We start from the raw sequence: 13,373 nt of genomic DNA, 5'->3' as shown, positions 1-13,373 counted from the left end.
CACGAGCGACACGCTAAGTTCCTTCGGTGATCGCCATGAGGGGAGTCGTGGGATGCGCGATGGGTGGGATGTGATCGTGGTGGGCGCCGGCCTGGCTGGCCTGGTTGCCGCTACGGAATTGGCCGATGCCGGCAAGCGCGTGCTGGTGCTCGACCAGGAGCCGGAGCAGAGCCTGGGAGGACAAGCGTTCTGGTCGTTCGGCGGATTGTTCTTCGTCGATTCGCCGGAGCAGCGGCGCATGGGCGTGCGCGATTCGCATGCGCTCGCGCTGGCCGACTGGATGGGCACGGCGGCGTTCGACCGTCCCGAAGACCACTGGCCACGCCAATGGGCGCAGGCCTATGTCGATTTCGCCGCCGGTGAGAAACGCAGCTGGCTGCACGCGATGGGCATGCGCTGGTTTCCCGTGGTGGGCTGGGCCGAACGCGGCGGACACGGCGCCATCGGCCACGGCAATTCGGTGCCGCGCTTTCACGTCACCTGGGGCACCGGCCCCGGCGTGATCGAACCGTTCGTGCGTCGTGCGCGCGAAGCGCAGGCCAAGAGCCTGCTGCAGTTTGGCTTTCGTCATCGCGTGGATGAACTCATCGTCGAAGGTGGCGCGGTGACGGGCGTGCGCGGCAGCGTGCTGGCACCCGACGGCATGGAGCGCGGCAAGCCCAGCTCACGCGAGGTGGTGCAGGCGTTCGAGTTGCTCGCGCAGGCGGTGGTGGTGGCGTCCGGCGGCATCGGCGGCAATCACGAGCTGGTTCGCAAGCATTGGCCGGAACGTCTGGGTCAGCCGCCCGCACACATGCTGTGTGGCGTGCCCGAACACGTGGACGGCCGCATGCTCGGCATCAGCGAAAGCGCAGGCGCGCGGCAGATCAACCGGGACCGCATGTGGCACTACGTCGAAGGCATCGAGAACTGGAATCCGATCTGGCCCAGGCATGCCATCCGCATCCTGCCGGGTCCGTCCTCGCTGTGGTTCGACGCTACCGGCCAGCGCCTGCCCGGCCCGCTATGGCCGGGTTTCGACACGCTGGGCACGCTCGACCACCTGCGCCGCACCGGTTACGACTACAGCTGGTTCATCCTCGACCAGCAGATCATCCGCCGCGAATTCGCACTGTCGGGCTCGGAGCAGAATCCCGACCTCACCGGCAAGAGCTGGCGACAGGTAGCCCGGCGCGCGATCGGCAAAGGCGCACCGGCACCTGTTGAAGCGTTCAAGCAGCACGGCAAGGATTTCATCGTGCGCGACACGCTGGAAGAACTTGTCGCCGGGATGAACGCACTGGCGGGCAATCCGCTGCTCGACGTGGCGCAACTGCGTCGCGAGATCGAGGCGCGCGATAGGCAATTCGACAATCCGTACGCCAAGGACGCGCAGGTGATGGCCATCCACAACGCGCGTCGCTATCGCGGCGACAAGCTGGTGCGCGTAGCCAAGCCGCATCGCATCCTTGATCCCGCCAACGGCCCACTGATCGCCGTGCGCCTGAACATCCTCACTCGCAAGTCGCTGGGCGGACTGGAAACCGATCTGCAAGGACGCGTGCTGCGCGAGGACGGCCAACCGCTGCCCGGCCTGTACGCGGCGGGCGAAGCGGCCGGCTTCGGCGGCGGCGGCCTGCATGGGTATCGCGCACTGGAAGGCAGCTTCCTTGGCGGCTGCCTGTTCTCCGGTCGCGTCGCCGGTCGCGCCGCGGCTGCCGCCATCGCATGAGTGTGCATGCCTTGCCGCGCATCGCCATCTACGGCGCGGGCAGCGTGGGCGGCTACGTCGGCGCCCGGCTGCATGACTACGCACGCATCACGTTCATCGGCCGCCGACGCATCACCGATGCGTGGCGCTTGCATGGGCTCGACTGGACCGACCTTGCGGGCCAGGAAGGCCATGTCCCCGGCCGCACGCTGGATGTGCAGACCGACCCGTTCGCCTCCGCCAAGGCGCACCTGGTGCTGGTGACGGTGAAATCGGGCGCGACCGAAACCGTCGCGCGCGAACTCGCCGGCGTACTGGCGCCCGGCACCCCGGTGATCAGCCTGCAGAACGGCCTGCACAATGCGGATCTGTTGCGCGCCGCCCTGCCCGGCCACCCGGTGCTTGCCGGCATGGTGCCGTTCAACGTGCTGCAGCGTCAGCCCGGCGTGTTCCACCAGGGATCGTCGGGCGAACTGATGTGCGCGTCGCATCCCTCGCTCGCGCCGTTCACCCCGCTGTTTGCGGCGGCAGGGCTGCCGCTGCTCGCGCGCGACGACATGCCCGCTGTGCAGACGGCCAAGCTGCTGCTCAACCTCAACAACGCCATCAATGCGCTGTCGTCGGTGCCATTGAAGGAGGAACTCTCGCAGCGAAGCTGGCGTCGTTGCCTGGCGCTGGCGCAGCGCGAGGCGCTGACCGTGTTCCGTGCCGCCGGCATGCAAGCCGCGCGACTCACGCCGCTGCCCACGCGCTGGCTGCCGAACGTGCTCGAACTGCCCGACGCCCTGTTCCAGCGCGTGGCCTCGCGCATGCTGGCAATCGATCCGGTCGCACGATCCTCGACGTGGGAAGACCTGCAACGCCGCCGCCCCACCGAAGTGGATGCGATCAATGGCGAGATCGTGCAGCTGGCGGCCGCTCACGGCCTTAGCGCGCCGATCAATGCAAAGCTGGTGGAGCTCGTGCGCGAAGCCGAACGCGAACCGCGCGCATGGCAGGCAGATGATCTCCTGCGCCAGCTCCGGCACGCCGGCGCCACATCTTCGCTGTAGGACGTGCTTTCCGCGGCCTGGCGCGCCGGGCCTCCTCGCGTTATCTGTGGGAGCGCACCCTGTGCGCGACCGGCACGCCGACGATCACATCAGATGTCGGTTGTGGCGAATTCACGACCATGCTCAGCCAGGCGCTTATCGCGCACAGAGTGCGCTCCCACAGAAAAGAGGCACTCTACGACTAGCCGCGCCCGGCGTCGTGCAACTCGCGCCGCAGGTTGCGCAGCAATAACGAGCCAGCTTTCGCGAATTCACTACCACGCACGACCAGACGCTTATCGCGCACAGGGTGCGCTCCTACAAACAGCTACAGCGACGCCTCCACTGTAGGAGCGCACCCTGTGCGCGACCGGCACCCCGACGATCACAACGGATGTCGGCTGTCGCGAATTCATGACCACGCACGACCAAGCGCCTGTCGTGCACAGGGTGCGCTCCCACAGACAAGAAGAGCCCTACTGCTAGCCGTGCTCGGCGTCGTACAACTCGCGCCGCAGGCTGCGCAGCGACAGTGTCTCCCACACAGCGACCAGCACCAGCAACGCGGTGGTTGCGCCCGCCAGCGCCAGCACGGACAGCGACGTCGCCGGCCAGCACAACGCCAGCAGCACGCCGATGCCAAGCAAGTGCGAGATCGGCAAGTTCGTCTGGTTCACCGCCTGCTTGAACAATGCATTGCCCAGCAGATACAGCGCCGGGCCACCCAGCAACACAGCGACGTCCGCGCGGGTAGCCACTTCGTGCGGGTGGCCCAGGCTCAGTTCGTCGCCCACCGCGCTGACCACGATGCCGGCGACAATCAACAGATGCAGGTAGGTGTAGCCCAGCCGCGCGGTGCGACCCGGATCGCTGGATTTGCGGATCGAACGACTGCCACGTTCGGCACCGATGTCGAAATAGATCCACCACATCGCCACGCAACCGACGAAGGCCGTGACGAAGGCCAGCCACGCATCGACACCACGCGCGCTCTCGGCAAAGCTGCTGCCGGTCACCACCACTGATTCACCCAGCGCGATGATCACGAACAGGCTGCAGCGTTCGGCGAGATGGCCGCCTTCGACATCCCATTCCCTGGTGCTGGAACGCCCCAGTCCGGGTACGTAGAAGTAAAGCGCCGGCCCCAGGTATTCGATGGCGAGGGCGCCGATCCACCAGGCAAAACGCGCCTCGCCCGCCGCCAGGCCTCCGGCCATCCACAGCACGCCCGATGCCATGAACCACGCGACGATGCGATGGAAATTTCGCTGCGCAGCCGGCGGCGAATAACGCAGCGCCCACACCATGAAAGCCGAGCGTCCCACCTGCATGAAGGCATAGGCGCAAGCAAAGATGAGGCCGTGCCCATCGAAGGCTTTGGGCAACGCGGTGGACAGCAACAGGCCCGCGAACATCAGCACCAGCAACAGCAGGCGCACCGCCAGCCGTTCGGGATCCAGCCAGTTGGTGATCCATCCGGTGAAGATCCAAACCCACCACACCGCGAGAAACAGCAGCAGGACGTGGAGCGCGCCGGTCAGGCTGAGGTCGCCCAGCAGGGTGTGGGAGAGCTGGGTGATCGCATAGACGAACACCAGGTCGAAGAACAGCTCGATGTTGGTGACCTTGCCGTGCCCGCCCGCCTGCCTCGGACGAAGCAGGCTGGGGCTACGCGGCTGCGCCGCGGGCGTGGCGTCGGACATGGTGCGATCTCCCTGGCACGGCGCCAGTTATCGCACGACGGGCGAGAAGGCAGGAAGCCTCGCCTGCCTCGGCAGTCGGGACTACCCACACGGACACCGCGCCATGGCCCCGCCGCTACACACCGCAGCCTGCCTAGCGGCCGCCGTCGCGAATGGCGCTGACCCGCCCATCGACCACCACAACGGTGACGGTGTGGTTGCCATCGCGGTATTGCCACTGTTCCCCGGCAACCTCTGCGGCGCCATGGTGCGCCGATGATTTGCGCCCGGTCTTGTGCGCCTGGTGCGTCGCGGTGGATTTTCCGCGGGACTTGTACGAAGGCTTGCCCAGCAACTCCACGACCCTCGCTGCGCTGTCGCCCACGACCAGCACCTGGGCGCCCACCCGCAACGTCCCGCTGCCTGCGTTCGCGGCAAGCGCCACCAGCAGGCCGATTCCACCCATCCATCGACGCATGACCACTCCCTGTCGTTGATCCGCGCCCTTGCGCGGTCGGGACAGGTAACGACGACTGGTCAGACGCAGTCAGCCACTGCGCGCCGTGCAGCGATGTAGGAAGCGGCCGAAGCTCAGTGCGTGCGGTCCTGGATGTCGGAGATGCGCCCGTTGAGCACCGTCACCGTCAGGATGTGCCCATCGTCGCGCTGGTATTGCCAGCGCTCGCCCTGGTAGCCGCCGTAATCGCTTTCCACCGGCTCCTTGAAATCGGGCTTGCCCAGCAACTGCATGGCACGCACGGCGCTGTCGCCTACCGTGAGCACTTCACTGCCGATGCGGTAGGTGCTGCTGGCATGAGCAGCCAGGCTCAGCGACAACAGCAGGATGGCGAGATAGCTGCGACGCATGTCGAACTCCTTCTCGAAACGTGGCTTTCAGAAACCCGAACCAGGCTGGGCCAGGTAGGCCGCCTCTTCAGGTGTGCTGGATCGTCCCAGTACGGCATTGCGATGGGGAAATCGCCCGAAGCGGTTTATCACATCGTGGTGCCGACGCGCATAGTCAAGGAAACCCTGGAAAGGTTCACGCCCGTCTTCCGGCATTTGCGCCAGCAGACGTTCGAACAAGTGCACGCAATGTTGTTGCAACGCAGAATCTTCCGCGTGTTCCAGCGGGAGATAGACGAACAGGCGCTGCAGCGGCTCCAGACGCTGGTCGTCACCCCGCGCGATGCCAGCGAGCGCAATGGTTTGCGATGTCGGATCGGCGGACCACGCCCGTGCATCGTCGCGGTGAATATTGCGGCTGAACTGGTCGAGCACGATCAGCAGCGCCAGCCAGCCTCGGGGCGTAGCCGCCCAATCATCCAGCTCGCCATGTGCCGCCGCTTCCAGCGTGGGCCCGAAACGCTGGCGGACGCGGGCATCGAAGTCATCGTCGCGCTCGAACCAGCGCGGCCTGGCCGCGGGATCGAACCAGAAATCCAGCACTTCCTCCGGCGTCACGGACATGTTCCCCCCTGGATGATGGCTTAGCCGTGCGTGGTGCCTGCCAGGCAATGCATGTCGCGGTGGATGCTATGCAGTCGCGATAGCTGTATGCCGAGCACGCGCGCCGATTCGGCGGATGCATGGGCCATCTGGTCTTCGAACTGCTGCAACAGCGAGCATTCGTTGCGCGCAAGGCAGTGCACCCAGGCTGCATCGCGGTTGGCCGACATGCCGGCGGTCAGCTCGGCCAGCGCGCTGCGGATCGCCCCGGCCAAGGTGCCATGCTGGGCAGGCGTCCGACCCATGGCGTGCACCTGAACCTGCAGATCGCCTATGAGGAGCTCCAAGGTGCGCAGATTCTCGGCCAGCAGTGCCTGCAGGCCTGGCTCGCGGACGCGTGTCAGCGCCCGGCGATACAACTCGCGATCATCAATGCCACGCCGGATCAGGGCGTTGTAATGCGGTGCTTCTGTACGCGGCACGAGGGTGCCTCCTGACCACTGCCTGGTTCCATGGCGATCCTCGTCCTTCCGCGCTTAGCGCAAGGTTAATCCGCCTGACCAGCCGGATTTCCGCTCAGCCGGTGTTCTATTGGCCCACCTGCAGTAGATCCAGAGGCTGTCCCCCACTGGCGCGAATGCCCTGTTGCAACTCGGCCAGGCGTTGTACCGACGGGCACAGCGCCCGAATTTGGGGCTCCAGGGCCTGCATGCGCTGCTCAAGTCGAGGACGCAGCTGGGTGGCCAGGTCCGAAGCCGTGTCGCGAAGATTTGCCGCGGCCTGCAGATCGCCGGTCATGGCCGCATTCATGGCCTGCTGGCCCAGGTCGTTGGCCAGCAGCGGCATCAGGTCGGCCGCTATCTGGTTGGCGTACTGGTCGGCCAGGTTACCCTGCCAGTCGTGGGTGCTGTTGCTCGCCGCCAGCCGCTGTTTGAGTTCGGCCGCGCGGGCCGCGACGCGGCGATCGAGTTCCGCGCGGGTGTCCGGACTCAGCGACAGTCGTGCGCCTTCGTCGTGCATGCCGGCGACCAGCAGGTCCACGCCGTTGGACGCCACCGCCTTCGCCCGCGGCGCCAGCGCGCGAAGCTCGCGCTCGAACAGCGCCAGCCGGTCTTGTTCATCCGGGCGCAGCGACACCGGCGCGCCGTCGGTACGCAGGGTGCCATCGTGCAATTCCACCTGGCGCGGCGACGGCTGGGGCCGATCAAACAGCAGGCGATCCGGCGCCAGCGTGAGGTCATAGCTGCTGGTGGCGTGGCAGGTCGTGGCGAGGTCCTGCGCGAGGGCGCCGAAGCTGGCGAGCACGAGGGCTAGGACGAATGGGAGGCGGCGCGGGGACATGGCATGGCCGAAATCGGACGGAGCCGCAGCGATAACCCGCGCCGCGGCAACCGTTGCTGAACCGTGGCCCGCAATCAACGCAGTTTGCGAAACCCTGCCTTCACCTGCGGGCGCCCAAGCCACCAGGCCAGCCACAACAGCAGCGGGATCGCGACCGCCTTCACGGCGATGGCGATCATGAAAGACCGACGGACATGATCAAGCGCCAGTTGCGAGGCCTCATCCAGCGATGCCTGCGCATTGGTCATGGCCACGCCCTGGCTGAATTCGCGCCACTGGGAGAGCAGCACCAGCCCCCCGGCAAATCCCCAACCCAACGCCATCAGCACGGCCACTGCCTGCAAGGCAGGCCGCGCCCAGGCCTGGCGCAGGATGGCACCCGCGCAGACCACCACGATGACGAAGGCCGCGGTGAAATAGCCGATGTCCCACGCCAGCATCTTGTGCAGCTGCGCGATGTCGCCGGTGTTGGACGCCGGCAGCGGCTGCAGCGCCCGCCAAAGCTGGCTGGCGTGCACCGCGTACTGCAGGCAGCCATAGGCGGCCAGCAGCAGCATCAGCCAGGCCACGATGCGCCACAGCGCAAACCCTTCGGCTCGGGGAGCGGTGTTTGTCTTCAGCGGCATCAGGACGACGCCTTCAGCGAGGCCAGGTCGGCAAGCACCTGCGCAGAATTCTTTTCGGGGTCCACGTCCTGGTAGACCTTGGCCACCTTGCCCTGCGGATCGATCAGGAACGTGGTGCGGCGCGCGTACTTGAAGCCCAACTTGGAGCTGAGCACGCCGTACGCCGTGGCCGTCGTGCCGTCGGCGTCCGACAGCAGCGGGAACGGCACGTGGTACTTCGCGGCAAAATCCGCATGCGATTTCACGTCATCCAGGCTCACGCCCAGCACGTCGGCGCCGGCCTGGCGCAGCTTGGCGATGTCGTCGCGGAAGGTGCACACCTCGGTCGTGCAGCCGGGCGTGAAGTCCTTGGGATAGAAGTACAGCACCACCCAGTGCCCCTTGTGGTCGGCAGGCGCGTGCCACTTGCCGTTCTGGTCCTGCAGGTGGAAGTTCGGCGCAGCCTGCCCCACGACCGGCAGCGCGGACGACTCTTCGGCGTGGACGGGAACGATCAACCCGAGGAACAGCACAAGCATCAGCAACAGTGGGACGCGGCGCATGGAAGCGACTCCGGCAAGGTGAAAAGCACGGCCAGTGTACGCGTTGCAAAACAAAGGGCGCCACGCGGCGCCCTTTGTCTTCGCGCGGAAGATCGCTTACTTGGTGCGGGTGATCGAGAACTGGCCGACCGACACGCCCAGGTTCACGCCCTCGCCGCTGCCATGCAAGGCCAGCGAGGTGGTGCCCTTGGTCAGCACCTGCGCCTCGCCGCTCTTGACCACGCCAGCTTCGGCACCGGCCTGTGCGTAGTCACCGAACACATCGTCGATGCTGTGTACGTGGCTGATGTCGCCCTTGCCGTTATCGATGTGGTACTTGCCGGCGGTGAGGCCGCCACCGTTGACGGAGATCTTCACGTTGGCGCGCTGGCCATTGCTGCACACCACCACACCGGTACCCGAGGCGTGCTTGTAGATAATCGACCAGCCCGACAGGCTGAAGCTCAGGTCGCACTTCACCTCGGCATCCGCCGCTCTCGCCGTTGCCACCGGCAGAGCCGTCGTCACCCCTGCACAAGCCATCACCAGTGCTGCCATTACGAAAGTACGCTTGATCATCATGGTCTCCTTCGCTGATCCGTGGAATTCAAACTCCGATCGCCATTCTGCGGAGCGTTGCTGAACGCAATACCCGACGCGGCGTCGCGCTGTTCATGCTCCGCTGCCGTCGTGAATATCGTGTGCAAAGCGTGCGTTTGATTTTTCACTAACAATGCCACGCGCACACTGGAACCCATCGGGCGTCCGAGAAAACGACCATGAATGGGAGAGTCAGACCGGCTCGCAGCACCACGCGGCACATCCGCCGGAACCCGTCCGTGCCTGCGAGGGAACCCTTCATGCGTCGCAGCCAGATGCCGCGTCACTGAGTTATTCCAAGGGGGACATCGCATGCTCACGTATTCACTGGTCGGCTATGACGGCTCCGATTCCTCGCGGCGCGCCGTGCGTTTTGCCACCGACCTCGCCCGTGCCTGCGGCGGGCGCGTGCGCGTCGTGTCGGTGCTGCAGATCACGGAAGGCAGCGCCGATACCTGCGCCCTGATGATGACCGACCCGGGTGCGGGCAAATGCACCCGCCTGCTGGAGGAAGTGAAGGAACTGGTGCCCGATGCGGCGTCGATCATCGACGCCGAAGTGGTACGCGGCAGTCCCGGCGACGTGCTGCTGGAGCAGGTACGCAGCCATGGCATCGACCATATCGTGATCGGCCACACGGCACGCGGCGCACTCGCCCGCTGGCTGCTGGGCTCGGTATCGGGAGACGTGCTGCAACGCTCCCATGTACCCGTGACCGTGGTGCGCTGAACCCGGCGCGGGTCACCTCGACCTCCCAGGGGTCGGCGAACGTTAATCCCACGTCGCCGTCCCGTCGTATCCTGTTGTCACATTATCGTCATGCCTGCGGTCGCCCTGCCCCGCGACCACGCCGGCCCGCACAGGAATGCCCGCGTGAACTACGCCACTTCGTTGCCCTGGACCCTGGAAAGCCTGGATTTCAGCCGGATCGATATCCAACGTGTACGCCAGAACGAAGAGTTGTTCTTCCTGCTGTGCAGCGCCTCGTTCGTCGAAAGCGGCTCGGACCTGTACACCCACAACCTGGTCGACCATTTCGCCGGCGACCAGGAACTGCAGACCTGGCTGAGCCAGCATTGGGAGCACGAGGAGTTGCAACACGGCCGCGCGCTGGCCGGCTACGTCAAGGCGGTCTGGCCGGAATTTGACTGGGAGCGCGGCTTCCAGGCGTTCTGGGACGAGTACGGCGCGATGTGCACCAACGAACAACTGGAAACCAGCCGCGGCCTGGAACTGGCGGCGCGCTGCGTGGTGGAAACCGGCACTGCCAGTCTGTATCGAGCACTCAACGACATCACCGACGAGCCCGTCCTCAAACAGCTCACCCATCACATCAAGAGCGACGAAGTGCGTCACTTCAAGCACTTCTACCAGCACTTTCGCCTGTACCGCGAACGCGAGGGCTTTGGCCGCTACAAGGTATTCCGCGCGATCCTACGTCGCGTCAACGAGATCAAGGCCGAGGACGGCGACATCGCGCTGCGCCATGTCTTCAACCAGTGCTATCCCGACCAGAAGGATGACGACACGGCATTCCGTCGCGTGGCCGAGCGTGCGCACGCTTTATTGCGCCGTAATATTCCCGCCGAGATGACGGTGAAGATGCTGCTGAGGCCGCTGGATCTTCCGCCGCGGCTGCAGAAGGCGGTGGAGAAGCCGCTGGCGAAGATCGCGGAGAAGCTGTTTCTCAATTGACGTTGCTCACTCTCATCTGGTGGGAGTGGCTGGGTCCTGCCTGCGGTCGCGGTCGCCGGATCGCCGCGCTGGAGTGGTGACGATTAGTACCATGACTTCCTCGAAGCCATTTCTGTAGGAGCGCACCCTGTGCGTGATCGCCTTCGCCTCGGGCTTTGTTGATCGTCATCCCGGCGGGGCCGGGATCCAGAGGCATCAGTCTTTGGTTGTTGCGTAACGCCAGCGTGCCGCCTGCGCAGCGGGCGTTTCGACGTCCTGCCGGCCGCCCAACGTGCGGAAGGCGCAGTCGTTGGGACACCGCCACCTATCGCAAGCCACACATTCCCTCACTTCGCCGGCCGCGCCACCTCTTCCACCTCACGCGGCTTGCCCTGCTGCGGTGAATTCAGCTTGGCGATGTCCACCGGACGGATCTGCTTGATGAAACAGGGTGCGTCGGCGCCGCCGGTGATCACGCGGTCGAAACGGGCGGACACTTCGCTGACGCTCGAGGTCAGGCCGATGTGGTTGGTGAACTGCAGGTTGCGGCATTTGCCGTCCATGTCCAGCAGCCAGGCTTCGTTGGCGCGAGTATAGACTGCCAGTTGCTGGTCGCTCAGCGGTTCCCACGACCACAGGCTGACGTAGCGGAAGCTGTTGACCGGTGCGCCGGCCGCGGTGGCGTAGGCCTGTTGGCGCGCGCTGAGGCGCGTGGCGTAGTCCTGGCCCACGCTGGCACAGGCGGCGAGACACAGGGCAGCAGCGGCGACGAAAAGAGTTTGCTTGATGGCCATGACGGCAATCTCCGTGGTGACTGCATGCCACAACGCGCGAAAACCGCGCGCGTGGACGCTTTACTTCTTCTTCGCCTGCTTGTTGACCGGCTGCCATTTGGCGGGGTCGAAGCCGCCCACTTCGTACACCAGGGTCACTTTCTTCTCGCCGTCCTGCAGCGTCACGTCCATGGTGATTTTCTTCGCCTTTTCCAGCTGCGCGATGAAGCCCTTGTCGTCCTTGAACAGCAACGCGGGCTCGCCGGTGGTGGGTGCAAACGCGCTGATCGTGCCGGGCTTGCCGTCGAACGTGGCCTTGATCGAGCACACGCCCTTGCACACGAAGCCGTGCGGTCCGCCGTTGAACAGGAAGGCGTTCTGTCCCCAGTCGGTATGGCGGCGCAGCACCAGGCGCACGCGCTCCTCACCCGAAGGCTGGCTGGTGTAGATGGTGGCGGTCGATTGCGTGCCACCCTCCATCGGCGACACCTGGTAAAGCCAGAGCCCCGCGAGGCGATTCTTTTCGCTGTTCTCGGTGTAGCGCTTCTCGATCGTCGGCAGGCTCTGCTGCACTTCCTTGGCGGCGGCGCTGTCGGGGTAGCGACTGACGATTTCCTTGCCCATCGTCACCGCCATTTCGTCGTTGCCGATGCGTACCAGCTGGCGATAGGTATCCAGCTTTTGCGCCGATGCATCGACAGGTGCCTGGCCCTGCTGTGGCGCCTGCGCCTGCTCGCCGGACTGGGAGCAGGCCGCCATGGCAAGAACTGTGCAGAAGGCGGTGCCGGCAAATGCAGGACGAAGCAGGTTCATGGCGTGGTATCCGCGGTCAGGAAGGCGCCTAGAGTGAAACGGGCGCGCGTCGGAGCGCAACACCTGTCCTTCCGCGACGCGACGTCGTACCCGGGATCGCCCATGCCGCAGGTGGAGCGTTCCGCGTCCCGGATCGCGCACAGGGTGCGCTCCTGCACGAAGGACGAGGGTATCAGGCGCCGACGGGCGTCTCGCCGAAGCGCTCGCGCAGTTGGGCGCGGTACCGTCGGCTACACGGAATGATCGCGCCATCGCGCATGGCGAGCCGCGCATCGCCCGTGTCCAGTGGCTCGATCTCCGCAAGGTAATCGAGGTTGATCAGGTAACTGCGATGTACGCGCTCGAAACGCGAGGGATCCAGGCGTTCCTCGATGCCGGCCATGGTGGCGCGCAGCGGATAGTTGCGTCCGCGCACGTGCAGGTTCACGTAGTTGCCCGAGGCCTGCAGCCATTCGATCTCCCGCGCCGCGACCAGGAATTCCTTGCCCAGCTTGCGCACCAGGAATCGTTCGGGCCGGTCGACGGGTTCCACCGGCGGCCCCTCGTCCGGCTCGGCCAGCAGGCTGGCTTCGCCCTGCAGGCGGCGCACGACGAAACCATAGCCGGTGATCGTCAACACGAATGAAGCGTAGGTACGGATGTCCTTGAGGTATTCGTAGCCCAGCTGCAACGGCCAGTCGTCGCCGAAATCGTAGTGCTCGCCCATGGCGGCATAGGCAAGGCGCCGCAGCACGATCATCAGCCCGACATGGACGAGGCAGAACGCCACGCTCAGGCCCAGATGCACTTTGAGGTTGGCCCTCCAGGTATCGAAGCGCATGGGCCATCGCCGGGTGGCCCACACCACCGTGGGCACCAGCAAAAGCAGCACCAGGCTGCTGCTGGCCTCCCAGATCCACGGCTCGATGCTGTCGGCGCGGTGCATGCGATAGACATCGTCGAACCAGGCGACCATGCCGTTGAAGACCGTGTTGGCCATCAGCATGACCACCCAGAAGCCGATCTCGAACGGCCGGCGCCAGCGCTGGAAACGGGAATAGTCGAAGGCGGGTGCTGGCGTCATGGACGGGGATTCTACGTGGAGCCGCCGCCGTACCGGGCATTTCGTCCCTCGCCGTCCGCCACTCGTCCCCTTATCCGGTCAATCAATCACTTGGCGGCAAACCCGGGGCG

The 13,373-nt window shown here is 65.5% G+C and carries 16 protein-coding genes; 4 read left to right on the top strand and 12 right to left on the bottom strand.

From position 1 onward, the window contains the following. Positions 1–52 precede the first annotated feature (52 nt). Positions 53–1,711, top strand: coding sequence for an FAD-binding dehydrogenase (locus VFG49_RS08055; RefSeq protein WP_324859250.1), 1,659 nt, complete (start codon positions 53–55; stop codon positions 1,709–1,711). Further along, positions 1,708–2,742, top strand: coding sequence for a 2-dehydropantoate 2-reductase (locus VFG49_RS08050; protein WP_324859248.1), 1,035 nt, complete (start codon positions 1,708–1,710; stop codon positions 2,740–2,742). Before VFG49_RS08055 ends, VFG49_RS08050 begins: the two co-directional genes overlap by 4 nt. 461 nt (positions 2,743–3,203) lie before the next feature. Here the strand turns inward: VFG49_RS08050 and VFG49_RS08045 are convergent, their stop codons facing one another. The 9 genes from VFG49_RS08045 to VFG49_RS08005 all read right to left on the bottom strand — a co-directional run bounded on the left by VFG49_RS08045 (position 3,204) and on the right by VFG49_RS08005 (position 8,919). Next, positions 3,204–4,424: a low temperature requirement protein A gene (locus VFG49_RS08045; protein ID WP_324859246.1), complete on the bottom strand. Its 1,221-nt coding sequence runs from the start codon at positions 4,422–4,424 to the stop codon at positions 3,204–3,206. Between the two features lie 133 nt (positions 4,425–4,557). Then, a complete protein-coding gene (locus VFG49_RS08040) occupies positions 4,558–4,881 on the bottom strand; it encodes a DUF2845 domain-containing protein (RefSeq protein WP_324859244.1) in 324 nt (107 codons plus the stop codon). A 113-nt stretch (positions 4,882–4,994) separates the two neighbouring features. Then, entirely contained in the window at positions 4,995–5,270 is a 276-nt protein-coding gene (locus VFG49_RS08035) for a DUF2845 domain-containing protein (protein WP_324859242.1), read from the bottom strand. Positions 5,271–5,297: 27 nt separating this feature from the next. Further along, positions 5,298–5,873, bottom strand: coding sequence for a DUF924 family protein (locus VFG49_RS08030; RefSeq protein WP_324859240.1), 576 nt, complete (start codon positions 5,871–5,873; stop codon positions 5,298–5,300). Between the two features lie 20 nt (positions 5,874–5,893). Continuing rightward, entirely contained in the window at positions 5,894–6,334 is a 441-nt protein-coding gene (locus VFG49_RS08025; RefSeq protein WP_324859238.1) for a PA2169 family four-helix-bundle protein, read from the bottom strand. A gap of 106 nt (positions 6,335–6,440) precedes the next feature. Beyond that, a complete protein-coding gene (locus VFG49_RS08020) occupies positions 6,441–7,193 on the bottom strand; it encodes a DUF2884 family protein (RefSeq protein ID WP_324859236.1) in 753 nt (250 codons plus the stop codon). Positions 7,194–7,267: 74 nt separating this feature from the next. Continuing rightward, positions 7,268–7,819 (bottom strand): hypothetical protein, encoded by a 552-nt coding sequence (locus VFG49_RS08015; protein ID WP_324859234.1) that lies wholly within the window; start codon positions 7,817–7,819, stop codon positions 7,268–7,270. Then, positions 7,819–8,361 carry a peroxiredoxin gene (locus tag VFG49_RS08010; RefSeq protein ID WP_324859232.1) on the bottom strand — a complete coding sequence of 181 codons (543 nt, stop codon included), beginning with the start codon at positions 8,359–8,361 and terminating at the stop codon, positions 7,819–7,821. The genes VFG49_RS08015 and VFG49_RS08010 overlap by 1 nt, the downstream gene beginning before the upstream one ends. Before the next feature lie 96 nt (positions 8,362–8,457). Beyond that, the gene (locus tag VFG49_RS08005) at positions 8,458–8,919 is read right to left on the bottom strand and encodes a hypothetical protein (RefSeq protein ID WP_324859230.1); all 462 of its coding nucleotides are present in this window, start codon (positions 8,917–8,919) and stop codon (positions 8,458–8,460) included. Positions 8,920–9,252: 333 nt separating this feature from the next. On the opposite strand from VFG49_RS08005, the gene VFG49_RS08000 reads away from it, so the two are divergent. Both VFG49_RS08000 and VFG49_RS07995 read left to right on the top strand, forming a co-directional pair. Beyond that, positions 9,253–9,669 (top strand): universal stress protein, encoded by a 417-nt coding sequence (locus VFG49_RS08000; protein WP_324859228.1) that lies wholly within the window; start codon positions 9,253–9,255, stop codon positions 9,667–9,669. A 144-nt stretch (positions 9,670–9,813) separates the two neighbouring features. Further along, positions 9,814–10,635, top strand: a complete 822-nt coding sequence (locus VFG49_RS07995; RefSeq protein ID WP_324859226.1) for a ferritin-like domain-containing protein — start codon at positions 9,814–9,816, stop codon at positions 10,633–10,635. A gap of 326 nt (positions 10,636–10,961) precedes the next feature. On the opposite strand, the gene VFG49_RS07990 is transcribed toward VFG49_RS07995, so the two are convergent. The 3 genes from VFG49_RS07990 to VFG49_RS07980 form a co-directional block, all read right to left on the bottom strand. Beyond that, positions 10,962–11,408: a DUF6491 family protein gene (locus tag VFG49_RS07990; RefSeq protein ID WP_324859224.1), complete on the bottom strand. Its 447-nt coding sequence runs from the start codon at positions 11,406–11,408 to the stop codon at positions 10,962–10,964. A 60-nt stretch (positions 11,409–11,468) separates the two neighbouring features. Continuing rightward, positions 11,469–12,200, bottom strand: coding sequence for a hypothetical protein (locus tag VFG49_RS07985; RefSeq protein WP_324859222.1), 732 nt, complete (start codon positions 12,198–12,200; stop codon positions 11,469–11,471). Between the two features lie 172 nt (positions 12,201–12,372). After that, the gene (locus VFG49_RS07980) at positions 12,373–13,263 is read right to left on the bottom strand and encodes a LytTR family DNA-binding domain-containing protein (protein WP_324859220.1); all 891 of its coding nucleotides are present in this window, start codon (positions 13,261–13,263) and stop codon (positions 12,373–12,375) included. Between the last annotated feature and the right edge of the window lie 110 nt (positions 13,264–13,373).

Origin of the sequence: Dyella sp. (genome assembly GCF_035685885.1) — a bacterium.
Lineage (GTDB): Bacteria > Pseudomonadota > Gammaproteobacteria > Xanthomonadales > Rhodanobacteraceae > Dyella.
This window is presented reverse-complemented; position numbering and strand designations above follow the sequence as displayed.

Bases quoted from the DNA above. Each gene is read 5' to 3' on its own strand.
- VFG49_RS08055 (WP_324859250.1), top strand. From the start codon at position 53: ATGCGCGATGGGTGGGATGTGATCGTGGTGGGCGCCGGCCTGGCTGGC.
- VFG49_RS08000 (WP_324859228.1), top strand. From the start codon at position 9,253: ATGCTCACGTATTCACTGGTCGGCTATGACGGCTCCGATTCCTCGCGG.
- VFG49_RS08030 (WP_324859240.1), bottom strand. From the start codon at position 5,873: ATGTCCGTGACGCCGGAGGAAGTGCTGGATTTCTGGTTCGATCCCGCG.
- VFG49_RS07985 (WP_324859222.1), bottom strand. From the start codon at position 12,200: ATGAACCTGCTTCGTCCTGCATTTGCCGGCACCGCCTTCTGCACAGTT.
- VFG49_RS08015 (WP_324859234.1), bottom strand. From the start codon at position 7,819: ATGCCGCTGAAGACAAACACCGCTCCCCGAGCCGAAGGGTTTGCGCTG.
- VFG49_RS08010 (WP_324859232.1), bottom strand. From the start codon at position 8,361: ATGCGCCGCGTCCCACTGTTGCTGATGCTTGTGCTGTTCCTCGGGTTG.
- VFG49_RS08020 (WP_324859236.1), bottom strand. From the start codon at position 7,193: ATGTCCCCGCGCCGCCTCCCATTCGTCCTAGCCCTCGTGCTCGCCAGC.
- VFG49_RS08040 (WP_324859244.1), bottom strand. From the start codon at position 4,881: ATGCGTCGATGGATGGGTGGAATCGGCCTGCTGGTGGCGCTTGCCGCG.
- VFG49_RS08005 (WP_324859230.1), bottom strand. From the start codon at position 8,919: ATGATCAAGCGTACTTTCGTAATGGCAGCACTGGTGATGGCTTGTGCA.
- VFG49_RS08045 (WP_324859246.1), bottom strand. From the start codon at position 4,424: ATGTCCGACGCCACGCCCGCGGCGCAGCCGCGTAGCCCCAGCCTGCTT.
- VFG49_RS08035 (WP_324859242.1), bottom strand. From the start codon at position 5,270: ATGCGTCGCAGCTATCTCGCCATCCTGCTGTTGTCGCTGAGCCTGGCT.
- VFG49_RS07990 (WP_324859224.1), bottom strand. From the start codon at position 11,408: ATGGCCATCAAGCAAACTCTTTTCGTCGCCGCTGCTGCCCTGTGTCTC.
- VFG49_RS07980 (WP_324859220.1), bottom strand. From the start codon at position 13,263: ATGACGCCAGCACCCGCCTTCGACTATTCCCGTTTCCAGCGCTGGCGC.
- VFG49_RS08050 (WP_324859248.1), top strand. From the start codon at position 1,708: ATGAGTGTGCATGCCTTGCCGCGCATCGCCATCTACGGCGCGGGCAGC.